This is a genomic window from Peptoniphilus ovalis, from assembly GCF_018919265.1.
Classification (GTDB): Bacteria; Bacillota; Clostridia; order Tissierellales; family Peptoniphilaceae; genus Peptoniphilus_A; species Peptoniphilus_A ovalis.
This window is the reverse complement of the sequence record NZ_JAHLQO010000003.1, coordinates 305,324-319,307: the sequence shown is the minus strand read 5'-3', so window position 1 is coordinate 319,307 and position 13,984 is coordinate 305,324. Positions and strand designations below refer to the sequence as shown.

At 29.8% G+C, this 13,984-nt stretch carries 15 protein-coding genes and 1 other annotated feature; of the genes, 9 read left to right on the top strand and 6 right to left on the bottom strand.

Features of this window, described 5'->3' with window-relative positions; all coding sequences use genetic code 11:
- Positions 1-40 precede the first annotated feature (40 nt).
- A complete protein-coding gene (locus KQI68_RS05185; RefSeq protein WP_216549077.1) occupies positions 41-325 on the bottom strand; it encodes a hypothetical protein in 285 nt (94 codons plus the stop codon).
- 91 nt (positions 326-416) lie between these two features.
- Here KQI68_RS05185 and KQI68_RS05180 point away from each other — a divergent pair, with 91 nt between their 5' ends.
- Both KQI68_RS05180 and murI read left to right on the top strand, forming a co-directional pair.
- Positions 417-854: a GNAT family N-acetyltransferase gene (locus KQI68_RS05180; protein ID WP_216549076.1), complete on the top strand. Its 438-nt coding sequence runs from the start codon at positions 417-419 to the stop codon at positions 852-854.
- A 105-nt stretch (positions 855-959) separates the two neighbouring features.
- Complete coding sequence (murI, locus tag KQI68_RS05175; RefSeq protein ID WP_216549075.1) at positions 960-1,793, top strand: glutamate racemase; 834 nt, start codon at positions 960-962, stop codon at positions 1,791-1,793.
- Between the two features lie 24 nt (positions 1,794-1,817).
- On the opposite strand, the gene KQI68_RS05170 is transcribed toward murI, so the two are convergent.
- The 5 genes from KQI68_RS05170 to KQI68_RS05150 are packed head-to-tail and all read right to left on the bottom strand — an operon-like array spanning position 1,818 to position 5,368.
- The gene (locus KQI68_RS05170; protein WP_216549074.1) at positions 1,818-2,585 is read right to left on the bottom strand and encodes a type III pantothenate kinase; all 768 of its coding nucleotides are present in this window, start codon (positions 2,583-2,585) and stop codon (positions 1,818-1,820) included.
- Position 2,586: 1 nt separating this feature from the next.
- On the bottom strand, positions 2,587-3,336 hold the full coding sequence (locus KQI68_RS05165) for an ECF transporter S component (RefSeq protein WP_216549073.1): 750 nt from the start codon (positions 3,334-3,336) through the stop codon (positions 2,587-2,589).
- Positions 3,337-3,386: 50 nt separating this feature from the next.
- Positions 3,387-4,349, bottom strand: a complete 963-nt coding sequence (locus KQI68_RS05160) for a P1 family peptidase (RefSeq protein ID WP_216549072.1) — start codon at positions 4,347-4,349, stop codon at positions 3,387-3,389.
- An 18-nt stretch (positions 4,350-4,367) separates the two neighbouring features.
- A complete protein-coding gene (locus KQI68_RS05155) occupies positions 4,368-4,679 on the bottom strand; it encodes an MTH1187 family thiamine-binding protein (protein ID WP_216549071.1) in 312 nt (103 codons plus the stop codon).
- Positions 4,680-4,720: 41 nt separating this feature from the next.
- Positions 4,721-5,368: a trimeric intracellular cation channel family protein gene (locus KQI68_RS05150; RefSeq protein ID WP_216549070.1), complete on the bottom strand. Its 648-nt coding sequence runs from the start codon at positions 5,366-5,368 to the stop codon at positions 4,721-4,723.
- Between the two features lie 94 nt (positions 5,369-5,462).
- Between KQI68_RS05150 and KQI68_RS05145 the strand changes: the two genes are divergently transcribed.
- The 7 genes from KQI68_RS05145 (at position 5,463) to KQI68_RS05115 (ending at position 13,969) form a co-directional block, all read left to right on the top strand.
- Positions 5,463-6,746, top strand: a complete 1,284-nt coding sequence (locus tag KQI68_RS05145) for an amidohydrolase (RefSeq protein WP_216549069.1) — start codon at positions 5,463-5,465, stop codon at positions 6,744-6,746.
- On the top strand, positions 6,743-7,585 hold the full coding sequence (locus tag KQI68_RS05140) for a CPBP family intramembrane glutamic endopeptidase (protein ID WP_216549068.1): 843 nt from the start codon (positions 6,743-6,745) through the stop codon (positions 7,583-7,585). Before KQI68_RS05145 ends, KQI68_RS05140 begins: the two co-directional genes overlap by 4 nt.
- The gene (gene trpS, locus KQI68_RS05135; protein WP_216549067.1) at positions 7,578-8,567 is read left to right on the top strand and encodes a tryptophan--tRNA ligase; all 990 of its coding nucleotides are present in this window, start codon (positions 7,578-7,580) and stop codon (positions 8,565-8,567) included. The genes KQI68_RS05140 and trpS overlap by 8 nt, the downstream gene beginning before the upstream one ends.
- A 14-nt stretch (positions 8,568-8,581) precedes the next feature.
- The gene (locus KQI68_RS05130; protein ID WP_216549066.1) at positions 8,582-8,770 is read left to right on the top strand and encodes a hypothetical protein; all 189 of its coding nucleotides are present in this window, start codon (positions 8,582-8,584) and stop codon (positions 8,768-8,770) included.
- 170 nt (positions 8,771-8,940) lie between these two features.
- Complete coding sequence (locus tag KQI68_RS05125; RefSeq protein ID WP_216549065.1) at positions 8,941-9,594, top strand: hypothetical protein; 654 nt, start codon at positions 8,941-8,943, stop codon at positions 9,592-9,594.
- Between the two features lies 1 nt (position 9,595).
- Positions 9,596-9,798, top strand: a binding site (T-box leader).
- 227 nt (positions 9,799-10,025) lie between these two features.
- Entirely contained in the window at positions 10,026-12,677 is a 2,652-nt protein-coding gene (locus KQI68_RS05120; RefSeq protein ID WP_216549064.1) for a valine--tRNA ligase, read from the top strand.
- Positions 12,674-13,969 carry a bifunctional folylpolyglutamate synthase/dihydrofolate synthase gene (locus KQI68_RS05115; RefSeq protein ID WP_216549063.1) on the top strand — a complete coding sequence of 432 codons (1,296 nt, stop codon included), beginning with the start codon at positions 12,674-12,676 and terminating at the stop codon, positions 13,967-13,969. Before KQI68_RS05120 ends, KQI68_RS05115 begins: the two co-directional genes overlap by 4 nt.
- Positions 13,970-13,984 lie beyond the last annotated feature (15 nt).

Genomic DNA, 13,984 nt, shown 5'->3' with positions numbered 1-13,984 from the left:
CAATATATTTTTTAAAAACTTATAAAATCTTGGAGTTATCTTAATCTATATGTACATACTTTTCGTAGTCTATATCAAAATCATTGCAATGATTTTCAAATTTAAGAGAATCAAAATTTTTACCAAACTTTTCTATTAGAGCGGATTCTATATCTTTATGAGGATTGACATTTAAACTTCTTTTAAGTAACTTAAAATTTTTCTTATCTAAATTGTAAGTCACTTCAAAATAAGAACCATCGAAAGAATCAACACCATAATCCTCATATCCAATTGATGCAGATCCATTTGAATATTTCGTAAAAATTAAAACACTGCTACTCATATAATCAACTCTAGAAGTAATATATAAATTATAACATTTATTTGATTAGAATTTGATATACTTATTTAAATACAAATTTAGAAGAGGTATTATGAAATTAAAAATTAAAAAATTTGATGAATTAAATATTTATGAACTTTATAAAATTATTAAACTTAGAGTAGATGTATTTGTTGTTGAACAAAATTGTCCTTATAAAGAACTTGATGACATGGACCAAAAGTCAATTCATCTTTGGTATGAAGAAGATGGAGAGATTAAGTCTTATCTAAGAGTTTTTGTAAAAGATAGAGAAAATAATGTAGCAGCAATTGGCCGTGTTATTTCTTATGACAGGGGAAGAGGTCTTGGAAGTTTAATCTTAGATGAAGGGATAAAAGCTGCTAGAAGTTTAGATGCTGATAAAATTTATATTGAAGCACAAACTTATGCCATAGATTTTTATAAGAAACACGGATTTGTTGAAGTTTCTGAATATTTCTTAGAAGATGGAATCGAACATGTATCTATGGAACTTAATTTAAAATAAGATTTTATTTCAGTCATTTTAATAATAAATTCACATTAATACTATATATTTTTATTCTTTTTGTATTATAATTTTTATAGTATTATATATTAAGAGTTGATAAATATGAAAAAAAATCTTATTGGCTTTTATGACAGTGGTGTCGGCGGACTCTCTGTTTTAAAAGTTGCTTTAAATAAAATAAAAAATAAAAATTTTGCTTTTTTTGCAGACACTGCGAGAATGCCCTATGGTGCAAAGACTCCTTCTGAAATTAGACAGTTTTCAATTGAAGCAATGGGTTTTCTAAAAGATTTAAATGTTGAGCTTTCAATTATTGCTTGTAACACCGCCACAAGTTATGGTCTAAGTGCTACTAGAAAGATTTATGATTATCCAATCCTAGGTGTAGTTGATCCTGGTGCAGAAAATGCAATTGAAAGGACAAAAAACAAAAAAATTGGACTTGTTGCAACAAAGGCAACTGTAAAAAGTGGTTTTTATGAAAAGAAAATAAAAAAACTAGATCCGGAGATAACTTTAAAATCAGTTTACTGTCCAGACTTAACTATTGCAGTGGAGCAGGGGAGATTTAAAAGAGAGTACATTGACCCAATTGTGAAAAAATACTTAGATGAGTTTGAAGATTTTGATTATGACACTTTGATTTTAGGTTGCACTCATTATCCAATTGTAGAGTTTTCTTTCAAAAGAGTTTTAAAGGAGATGGGAAGAGAGGTTTTATTTGTAGATCCGGCTTATAAAACTGTTTTAGATGCAATGGATGAGCTAAAGATTCCTTTTGATAATGAAGAAATTCCAAATAGAACAATAGATTTCTATATTACTGGAGATATTGATTTGTTTAAATTTACAATGAAAAAAATTGTAGATTTGTCAGACTTTACTCTTAAATTCCATCAAGTAAGTAATGAAAATTTAATTAAATATATAAAATAAAGCCTCGTATAAGCGAGGCTAATTTTAATTTAAACTATTTATTATATTTAGTCCATAAAGTCCTAAATCTTTTTCTACAATAAAATCAAACTTATTGTTTTTTAAATATTCTGCATGTGAACCAGTTACTATAATTTTTGTGTCTTCTTTTTTAAGAGAATATTCTTTTAATATGTCTTCTATTATTCCAACTACGGCATTTTTATACCCGTGATAAATTCCATTTTGCATGGCATTTACTGTACTATTGCCAACAACTTTTTCTGATGCTTTTATATCAACTCTTGGAAGTTTTGATGATTCAGAATAAAGTGATTTTTGGAACAAATCTATTCCCGGAAGAATAAGTCCTCCCATAAATTCTTTTTTATTACTTATAAAATCAATTGTAGTAATAGATGATGCAGATATTATTATTATATTTTCTTTATATTTATTAGAAGCTGCAACTGATCTTATAACTCTATCTGAGCCAACGCTCTTTGGATTTTCACATTTTATATTTATTCCAACTTTAAGTCCTGCTGATATAAATTTGGCAGGTTTTTTTGTTATATCTTTAGATAACATATCATAAGTTTGTTGTAATTCTGGCACAACTGTAGAAACTATAACCTCATCAACTTTTGATAAATTCATATCTCTATCCATTAAAATTAGTTTTATTGTAAGGCTAATTTCTTCTACAGTTCTTTGTCTGTCAGTTTTCACGGAAAAACTTGTGAGAAGTTTGTCATCTTCAAAAAGTCCAAAGATTGTATTTTTATTTTCAACATCAATTGCAAGTAGCATTCTAACTCCTCCTTGATTTTAATGCTTTTATAACAGCTGTTGTAATTATAACAGAAAGTATTGCCTCAGGTATTCCTGAAGTAATAGAAACACCAAGGATTGCAGACTTTGCAGTCTCAATTGGAATATTTAAAGCTTCTACATACTTTTGAGCATAGATTAAGTAAATTCCGCCAAGTACAAGCACAGTGTTAGTCATAGATCCGACAAAAGCACCGATTGCAATAGGGAAGTCTTCTTCGCTTGTTTTAAAGGAATATATGAAAAATCCCAAACAAATTAAAAGAAGAATTGACACTGCAGTAATTTGAACTAAGCTTGCACCAGTTGAGATGTTCTTGTAAAGTAAAAATCCTAGAAAGGCTGCAACTAAAGCCCAAAGAACTTTTGCTAAGTTTCTCAAATTCTTATGACTTAAATTTTGGAAAGCTGCATAGGAATAATAAGTTGTTATTCCAATTAGCACTCTTGGCAAAATAGAAATGAGTGGATTGTAAAATACAAATGCCACAGGACTTGCATTTCTTAAAATTGCATTGAGAAGAGATGAAATCCCAAAAATAAGTCCAACAAGTGCTCCCACTAGGGGACCTTCAGCAATTGCTGCTACTATGACTGGTATGTGCATAGTAGTTGGATTTATAAATCCAAGTGGAATAATTCCCAGTGGTGTCATTCCAAGCACAATTGTTATTGCGCCAAGCATTGAAGCTATTACTAGCTTTCTGTTTCTTACAGTAGTTTTATTCATTTGTACCTCCGATAGGGTTCATTTAGATACCCTTCAAAATTCATGCATCTTTAGATGCTATTATAACTTACGAGCCCTCCGCAATCACAACTTGAATATACTGCATTTGCAATAGATCTTGAAATTGATTTTGCTGCTAGTATTCCAATTAAATTAATATCTGATTCTACTTCACCTGATGCAATTGTAAAAATTGTGTCTCCGTCATTCATAGTATGCACTGGATTTATACTTCTTGCATATCCATCATGAGCCATTTGAGAAATTTTGTTACAATTTGCCTTAGAGAGTTTTGCATTAGTTGCAATTACAGATATTGTTGTATTTGCAAGGCTAACACTTTGATTATATCCCTTAAACTTATTTTCGTAAAGTTCATTTGTATTTAAAAACTTTTTATTTTCTCTATCGTAAACTCCTGCAATTCTTTCGCCCTTTTCATAATCATATATGTCTCCAAGGGCATTAAGTGCAACAATAGAAGATACAACTAAATCTCCAACTTTAAGAGATGATTGACCAATTCCAGTTTTCATGGCATAGTCATTACCTAAAATTTTTCCAACGCTTGCTCCAGTTCCTGCGCCGTAATTTCCCATAGTTTCATCTTTTTCTTTTGCATTTTGACATGCCTTATATCCCATTTTAAAGTCAGGGCGAATTTTAGAATCTCCAACTGCTAAATCAAATAAAACTGCACCAGGTACAATGGGAACAAGCCCAACTCCTACATCAAAACCATGACCTTTTTCTTCGAGATATTTCATAATTCCACCACCGACATCAAGTCCGTAGGCTGAGCCACCTGTTAAGAAAAGACCATGAATTTTTTGTACTAAATTTTCTGCGCGAAGTAGATCAGTCTCTCTAGTTCCTGGACCTGCTCCACGTACATCGACACCTGCTGTAAATCCTTCTTCACATAAAACTACTGAAACGCCAGTTAGAGCTTCTAAGTCTTGGCTATGTCCAAGCTTAACTCCACCGACATCTGTTAAAAATCCTTGATACATAATTCCTCCAAAGTATAATTATTTTGTAAGTCTTTTTTCATTAACTGATTTAACTTTATCTTTAAATGTATAATCTTTGTCGCGTCTATCGTCAATTTTAATTACTGAGTAAACTCTATTTGCTCCATTTTCAAAAACTGATTCTTGCATTTTTCTTATAACATTATATAAGACACCTAAATCTCTGTGAGATAAAATTGTGCCCATTGGATTTAGTTCGTAACTTAAGCCTTCAACTTCACCAATTGCATCAAGTGCAGCTGCTATATAGGGGCTTACTGAAGTTTTTTCTGTTCCAATAGGTATAAGTGTTAATTCTGCTACTGCCATAATTCCTCCTTAAAAAATAAAAATCCCCAGAATGGGGATTACTAATTTGATATCTTTGGCAAATTCCAATTTCTCTTAACTGCAATTAGTCTTATAATTAAAACTGCAAAAAAAGAAATTATCATTGAAGCTTCATAATTTAAAAAGTTGTAACAAATTATAAATACGATTGCCCCTAATATGCAGGCGCCTGCATAAATTTGTTCCTTAAAAATAAAGGGAATTGAACCAGAGAGCACATCTCTTATCATTCCGCCGCCAACTCCTGTTATAGTTCCGACAAAAATTAAAAGAAATTTCTTGTCATATCCAAGAGATAGGGCAGTACTAATTCCTGTGATTGTAAAGGAAGCAAGACCAATTGTATCAAAAATTGTCATAAGAGAATTCATAGACTTAATCCAATTTCTATTTATTATATCAAGTCTTATTGAATAATATAAAAATACAATTACTGCAGATATAGTTGAGATTATTGCATTAGTTGAATCTTGAAACATCTTTGGTGGATTAATTCCAAGGACAAGGTCTCTTACAAATCCACCTCCAAGAGCTGTTACAAGTCCAAGTACAATAACACCAAGGATATCCATATTTTTTCTTGCACCAAGTATTGCGCCAGATATTGCAAAGGCAATTGTGCCAATAATATCAAAAATTACATTTAAATCGAGATAATTTCCATTCATAAAATTATTATATCAAATATGAAATACAATAAACAATTTAATCTTACTAAAAAAACTTTCTAATCTTTGATATAATATTTTTATTGGAGGAATTATGAGCGTACTTATAAAAAATATTTCTTATTTAGATATTGAGAATGAAAAAATAGTTGATAATGCAGATATTTTTATCAATGGGAATAAGATTGAAAAAATTGGAAAAGATTTAAATTTAGAAGCAGATGAAACTATTAATGGAGAGGATAAACTTTTAACTCCAGGTTTTGTCAATGCTCACACTCATCTTGGAATGAGTTATTTTAGAAATTATGCCGATGATTTAAAATTAATGGATTGGCTCGAACAAGAAATTTGGCCAATAGAAGCAAAACTAAACGCCGAAGATATTTATTGGTCTTCAATGCTTTCAATTATTGAGAACATAAAATCAGGTGTAACCTCTTTTTGCGACATGTATTATGAAATGCACAGAGTTGGAGATGCAGCAATTGAATCTGGAATTAGAGGAGTGCTAACTCGTGGCATGACAGATGTGGACGGCGAAGGAGAAAAGAAGCTAAAAGAATTTGATGATTTGTATAAAAATTATCACAATAAAAGTGATGGCAGAATAAAAGTTGTCCCAGCACCACATGCAATTTATACTTGTAGCACAGAATTTTTAAAAGAAATTTCAAAAAGAGCGAAGGAAAATTATGATAACATAATTCACATTCATCTTTCCGAAACAATTAATGAAGTTGAAAATTCTAAAAAAGATTATGGAATGACACCTATTGAATATGTAGCATCACTAGGTTATTTAGATTCACAAATTATTGCAGCACACTGTGTTCACATCACTGATGAAGAAATTGAACTTGTAAAGGATAAGGAGTTTTATCCAGTTTACAATCCAAGTTCTAATTTAAAGCTTGCAAGTGGATTTACTCCAATTGACAAACTTTTAAAGAACAATATCAATATTGCAATGGGTACTGATGGGGATTCTTCAAATAATAATCAAGACTTTATCGAGGAAATGCACATTGGAGCAATTGTAAATAAAGCAGTTGAAATGAATGAAAAGGCAGTACCTGCAATTGAGATTTTAAAAATGGCAACAGTTAATGGAGCGAAAGCTCTTGGATTTAAAAATCTTGGACTAGTAAAAGAAGGTTATACTGCTGATTTAAATATATTTAATTTGGATTCAAATTCCTTTACACCAAGAAACAATTTAATATCAGCGCTAGTTTATTCAGCAAATTCTCATGATGTAGAGTCTGTTATTTGTGACGGAAAATTTATTATGAGAAATAGAGAAATAGTAAATATCGATGAAAAGAAAATTAGAGAAAAAGTTATAGAAATTTGGGAGAACATTAAAAATCGATGAAAAAATTTTTTAAAACCTTAGTAAAAATAATATTATCAGTAATTGCAATTGTACTTCTAAGTGGACTGTTTATGATGCTTGGATCTCTTTTATTTTATGGTAAAACATTTTTTAACAGTAATTGGGAAAATGCAAATTTAGTAATGCTATTTGGTACTACAGGGCAATTATTAGGAGCATTATTCATTACTAAATATATTATGAAAAAGCCTCTTAGTTATATTTTTATTAAAAAAGATAATTTATTAAAGAATATCTTCATTGGACTTTTAATTGGATTTTTACAAATTTCAACTTTTGTAATAATTGCACTAGTCTTAAATGGATTTTCTTTTAAGGGTTTAGATTTAAAAAATTTAAATTTATTTTTCATAGCATACTTTATAGTATTTTTCATACAGTCAACTTCAGAAGAGCTACTAGTAAGGGGAATGCTTACAAGAGCTTTGTTAGATAAATATGGTAAAAATGTGGCAATATATATACCGTCAATATTTTTTGGTCTTTTGCATTTAGCAAATAGTGGAGTTACTTTTATATCAACTTTCAACACTATTCTTGTTGGAATATTTTTTGCTAAATTATTATTTTATAAAGAAGATATCATGTTATGCAGTGGAGCTCACGCAGGTTGGAATTTTTCCATGGCAATTATTTATGGTTTACCTGTGAGTGGGTTTAATGGTTTTAATAGTTTATTAAATTTTGAAATATTAAATACAAATATATGTGATAAAGTGTACGGACCAGAGGGAAGTTTTATTGTTACACTTATAGAAGTTATTAGTATTTTAATTATGTTTTATTTAGAAAGAAAGAAGGAAAAATTAAATGGATAAGAAAATAGTTTATAGTGGGATTCAACCTTCAGGTTCACTCACTATTGGAAATTATATAGGAGCCTTAAAAAATTTTATAGGGCTTCAAGATGAATATAATTGTCTCTATTGTATAGCTGATATGCATGCAATAACAGTTCCTCAAGAGCCAAAGGATCTTAGAAAAAACACATTAGATGTACTTTCACTTTACCTTGCAGCAGGACTTGATCCTGAAAAGGGAATAATTTATATTCAATCACATGTGCCACAACATGCTGAACTTGCTTGGGTTTTAAACACTATCACTGGTCTTGGTCAACTTCAAAGAATGACTCAATTTAAAGACAAGTCAAAAAAATATACTGATGTGCAAGCAGGACTTTTAAATTACCCAGTACTTATGGCAGCTGATATTCTTCTATATGGAACTTCTTATGTTCCAGTTGGAGAAGATCAAAAGCAACATATTGAAATAACAAGAGATTTAGCTCAAAGATTTAACTCAAGATATTCAGACACATTTACAATTCCTGAAATAATGACACCAAAAGTTGGTGCGAGAATAATGTCACTTAAGGATCCAAGTGCAAAAATGAGTAAATCTGATTCAAATAAAGATGCCTTTATATTAATTCTCGATTCAGAAGATGATACAAGAAAGAAAATCAAAAGAGCAGTAACTGATTCATCTGGAGAATTTAATTATTCAGATGATCAACCTGGACTTAAAAACTTAATAAATATTCACGCTTCTTTCTCAGGTATGAGTCCAGAAGAAATTGTAAAGAAATATGAAAATCTTGGCTATGGAGAATTTAAAGAAGACTTAGGAGAAGTAGTAGTTGAAGGACTTAGACCACTTCGTGAAAGATATAAAGAAATTAGAAATGACAAGGAATATCTAGAAAAAGTTTATAAAGAAGGAGCAGATAAGGCAAGCTATCTTGCAAATAAAATGCTTAGAAAAGTATATAAGAAAGTTGGATTTATACCTAGATAGATTTAGAATTTAATATGAAAAAATTAATTTTATTATTGCCTTTATTTATCATTTCTTTATTTTTAATTATTAAATTAATTGATGTTCTATATATGAGAATTAAATATGGAAAGCCAAGTGAAGTAGCTTCTATTGGAATAATTGCTGGAAGTCTAGATTCAGAAGAAATTAAAACAATTGATGATGTAGAAGATTTTAAGTGAGATAATTTTATAAAATAGGAAGTTCTAATTATACATCAAAAGAGAAAAATAAAAATCTGTAGAATAAATGTACTATATTGAAAACAGTATTTATATATTGATAAATAAGGTTGTTATTGACTTATTAAGTTGTTTTGTGATATCTTCTTTATATATTATTGGAGGGAAATATGAGAAAAATCATAACTGCAATAGTAATAACATTTTTAATAGGAATTGTAGGAATTTTTATTTTAAATTATTTTCCATACAAAAATATAAAAAATGATGAAGCTAGTGCAATTGGAATAATCGGTGGAGCTGATGGGCCAACTGAAATTTATACTTCAAATGATAATTTTGAACTTAGCTATAAAGATTTAATTGAGAGTTATAATTTTAAATTTAACAGCCCAGAGGTTGAGAGCATTATAAAAAAAGAATATGACAATGTAGTTAGGGCTTTTGGATTTTTAGGACCTATGAATGATGAAGTTGTCACAAAAGAAATTGATTTAAGCTTTATTTCTAGCATTATAAAGCCAATAAGTTTCAATAATGGAGAGTTATTATTAGAAATTAATACTTATTCAAATGAAAAAAATCTCATGACCTCAGAATATATTCTTGTTTTTGAAGATGAAAATGGAAATGAAATAAAGGATTTAAAAATACGAATATTTACTTCTAGTCCAACTGATCATCAAAAAGAAAAAGAAATTATAAGAGGACTAGAAAATTATGAAAAAGTAAAAGTGTTTTTGAAAAAAGCTGAAGTTAAATCAGATAAAAGTTTCACAACTTTTTTACAGCCTAGTCAAAATATGACAATAGAGAACAAATAATATATAAGTAATAAAAAAGAGGGTTATAAAAATTTATACTTAGAGAGGAACTGTCTGGTGGAAGGTTTCTATATTTTTTATAATTGTAGCTTTTTTGCTTCTAAGGTGAATTTAGTAGCTTTAGACGACTTATCTCGTTAAAGATAGAGAGTGTTTATTTGAAAAAATAAAAATTAAGGTGGTACCGCGTCTTTCGTCCTTAGGATGAAGGACGTTTTTTTATTTTATAGAAGTAGGAACTTTTTTTAAGACTGGACCTAAGAGAGAATTGAATTAAACTTTAAGGGCTTTCCTTTAGGACCGCCCTTATAAATATAAAAGTCTTAATTAAATGCAGACAGCCCTAAAGGGCAGCCTGCTAAAATGATTAGACTGTCTCATAAGAAAAATAACAAAAAATAAAATTTATTAAAAACATATTAGGAGGAAAGATGAAAGAATTAAACAAAACTTACGCTCCCAAGGAGTTTGAAGAAAAAATTTATGATTATTGGATGGATAATGAATTTTTTAGAGCTGAAGTAGATGAAAACAAAAAGCCTTATTCAATTGTTATGCCACCTCCAAATGTAACTGGTAATCTTCACATGGGTCATGCACTTAATAACACTATTCAAGATATTTTAATTAGAACTAAAAGAATGCAAGGATATTCTGCTCTTTGGATTCCAGGAACAGACCACGCATCTATTTCAACTGAATCAAAAGTTGTAGAAAAATTAAAAAAAGAAGGAATTTCAAAAGATGAAATATCAAGAGAAGAATTCCTAGAACATGCCTGGGATTGGACTCACGAATATGGTGGAAATATTGTAAACCAACTTAAAAAACTAGGAGTTTCATGCGATTGGTCAAGACAAAGTTTTACCCTTGATGAAAATTTATCTCACGCTGTTGAGGAAGTTTTCATTGAACTATATGAAAAGGGATTAATTTACAGAGGCAATAGAATTATCAACTGGTGTCCAAGTTGTGAAACTTCAATTTCAGATGCAGAAGTTGAACATATTGAACAAGATGGACATATTTGGCATTTCAAATATCCCTTTGCAGATAGAGATGGTGGAATAGAAATAGCCACAACTCGTCCAGAAACAATTCCTGGAGACTTGGCAATTGCAGTTAATCCAGAAGATGAAAGATACAAGGACTTAATTGGAGAATATGTAGTAATTCCAGTTATGGACAATAAAAAGATTCCAATTATAGCAGATTCATATGTTGATATGGAATTTGGATCAGGTGCAGTAAAAATTACTCCATCACACGACCCTAATGACTTTGAAGTTGGAGCAAGACATGACCTTGGTCAATTTATAATAATGGATGGCAAGGGATATTTAAATGAAAATGCAGGAGCCTATGCAGGTCTTGAAAGATTTGAAGCAAGAAAGAAAATAATTGCTGACTTTGAAGAAAAGGGATTATATCTTGGAGAAAAACATCACCACAATGCTGTTGGTCACTGTGAAAGATGTAAGACAGTTATAGAACCACTTATCTCTAAGCAATGGTTTGTAAAGATGAAACCTCTTGCAGAACCGGCTCTTCGTGAATACAGAGAGGGAAATCTAAACATAATTCCTGAGAGATTTGGAAAAATTTATGAAAATTGGCTAGAAAATATTCGTGATTGGAATATTTCAAGACAACTTTGGTGGGGACATAGACTTCCAGTTTGGTATTCAGACACTGATGATGAAATTGTAGTATCAAGAGAAGATCCATCAAATACACCAGGTCATGAAAATAAAACCTATACTCAAGATGAAGACACATTAGATACTTGGTTCTCATCAGCACTTTGGCCTTTCTCAACAATGGGATGGCCTGAAGAAACAGAAGATTTTAAATATTTCTATCCAACAAATGTGCTTGTAACAGGTTATGACATTATTTTCTTCTGGGTAATTAGAATGGTATTTTCTGCACTTGAACAAACTGGAAAGCTCCCATTTAAGGACGTACTTTTAAATGGCCTTGTAAGAGATGACCAAGGTAGAAAGATGAGTAAATCTCTTGGAAATGGTATTGACCCACTTGATATCATTGATGAATATGGAGCAGATGCCCTTAGATTTACTCTTGTAACTGGAAATACTCCAGGAAATGATATGAGATTCTACACAAAAAGAGTTGAAGCAAATAGAAACTTTGCCAACAAACTTTGGAATGCAACAAGATTTTTAATGATGAATATGTCTGATGAAATTGAAGATTCTAACTTTAATGTAGAAAAACTTAATTATGAAGATAAGTGGATAATTTCAAAACTTCAAAGAGTTGTAAAATCAATGACAGAAAAAATTGATAAATATGAAATAGGACTTGCAGCATCAGATATTTATGACTTTATTTGGTCAGATTTCTGCGACTGGTACATTGAAATTGTAAAGCCAGTTCTATATTCAGACAACGCAGAAGAAAAGAATAATACAGTAAAAGTTTTATTATATGTTTTAGAAAATATTTTAAAACTTCTTCATCCATTTATGCCATATATCACTGAAGAAATTTGGCAAGCTCTTCCTAATAGAGGTACTGCTTTAATTGTGAGCGATTGGCCAAAATACAATGAAAAATTTGTATTTGAAAAAGAAGAAAAAGCTACAGAATATATAGAAAATGCAATTCGTGAAATTAGAAATGCCAGAGCTGAAATGAATATTGAAAACTCTAAAAAATCAAACACAATTGTTTATACAAAAGATTCTGAAATTAAAGAAATTTTTGAAGAACTTAAAAATTTAATTTTAAATCTTGGATACTCAAATTCTGTTGAAATTACAGATGATGAAACAAAGAAAAATTCTGAAAATATAGCAATTGTACTTGATAGAGCAGAAATTCAACTTCCACTTAAAGAACTTGTAGACTTTGAAAAAGAGCTTGCGAGACTTCAAAAGGATAAAAAAGAAGCTGATTCAGAACTTAAAAGAGCAAAAGGCAAACTTTCTAATGAAGGATTTGTGTCAAAAGCTCCGGAAAAGCTAATAGAGGAAGAAAAGGCAAAAGTTTCAAAATATGAAGAAATTTTAAAAACCGTTGAAGAGCAAATTGCAAAGGTTGAAAAAAATCTATGAAATATTTAGATGCTGTAAAAAATATAGAGAGCCGTATTGGAAAATTTAAGTCCAAAGGAAATATTAGAATTAAAAAATTCTTAGAAATAATTGGTTCACCTCACAAGAATTTAAAAGTAATTCATGTTGCAGGAACAAATGGCAAGGGCTCAACAGTAAATTTTATGAAGGATATATTAAAAGAGGATTACGAAGTGGGAAGCTTCGTATCTCCTCATTTAATAACTTATAGAGATAGAATTAAAATTGGAGATAATGAAATTTCTGAAGAAGATTTTGTAGAAATTGCAGAATTTATAATAAAAAAAGAACCTGAAATTATTGATGAATTCGGAGAATTAAATCTTTTTGAATTTTTGACAATTATGTCAATAATATACTATGACAAGAAAAAAGTGGATATTTGTGTTATAGAAGTAGGAATGGGCGGAAGAGCAGATTCTACAAATATTTTCTCAAGTGATGAGAAATTAATTTCAATAATAACTTCAATCTCAATGGATCACATGGAATACCTTGGCGATACTATTGAAGAAATAGCAGATGCAAAGGCTGGAATAATTACTGAAAAGGGACTAACAGTAACAACTAATAAAGATGAAAAAATTTTAAAAGTTATAAGAAGAGAAGCAGAATTAAAATCATCAGAACTTTATGAAACTAAAGATTTAGAGGTTGAAGTTATTGAATCAGATTTAAGAGGTTCTAGATTTAAAATAAAACTTAACGACTTTTATGAATTTAGCTTAAAACAAATTGGTATTTATCAAATAGAAAATGCCATCGGAGCAATTTATTCACTTTATCTTTTAAATAAAAAGGGTTTATTAAATATTAACATTCAAAAAATAAAGAAGAGAATAGAAAGCTCAATTTGGGCAGGCAGAATGGAAATTGTATCAAAAGATCCTCTAATAATTCTCGATGGAGCTCACAACTTTGATGGAATTAAAAATTTAATAAATTCTATTGAAAATTTCAACTACAATAATCTTCGTTTAATAATGTCAGTTTTATCAGACAAAGAGCATAAAAAGATGCTTAAGTTGATTTCAAATTATACTAAAGAAATTGTAATTACACCTCTTGATTATAAGAGAGGGTCTGATTCAAATGAGCTTAAAAAAGAAGCTGAAGAATATGGACTTAAAGCTGAAGTTCTCCCAATAGATGAGGCACTCAAATTTTATAAAGAAAAATACGAAGAAGATGATTTAATTTTAATTACAGGCTCACTTTATTTTATAAGTGAAGCAAGGGCGAATATATTAAATTATGACTATAGTATTTAATTTGTTAGAGTTAAT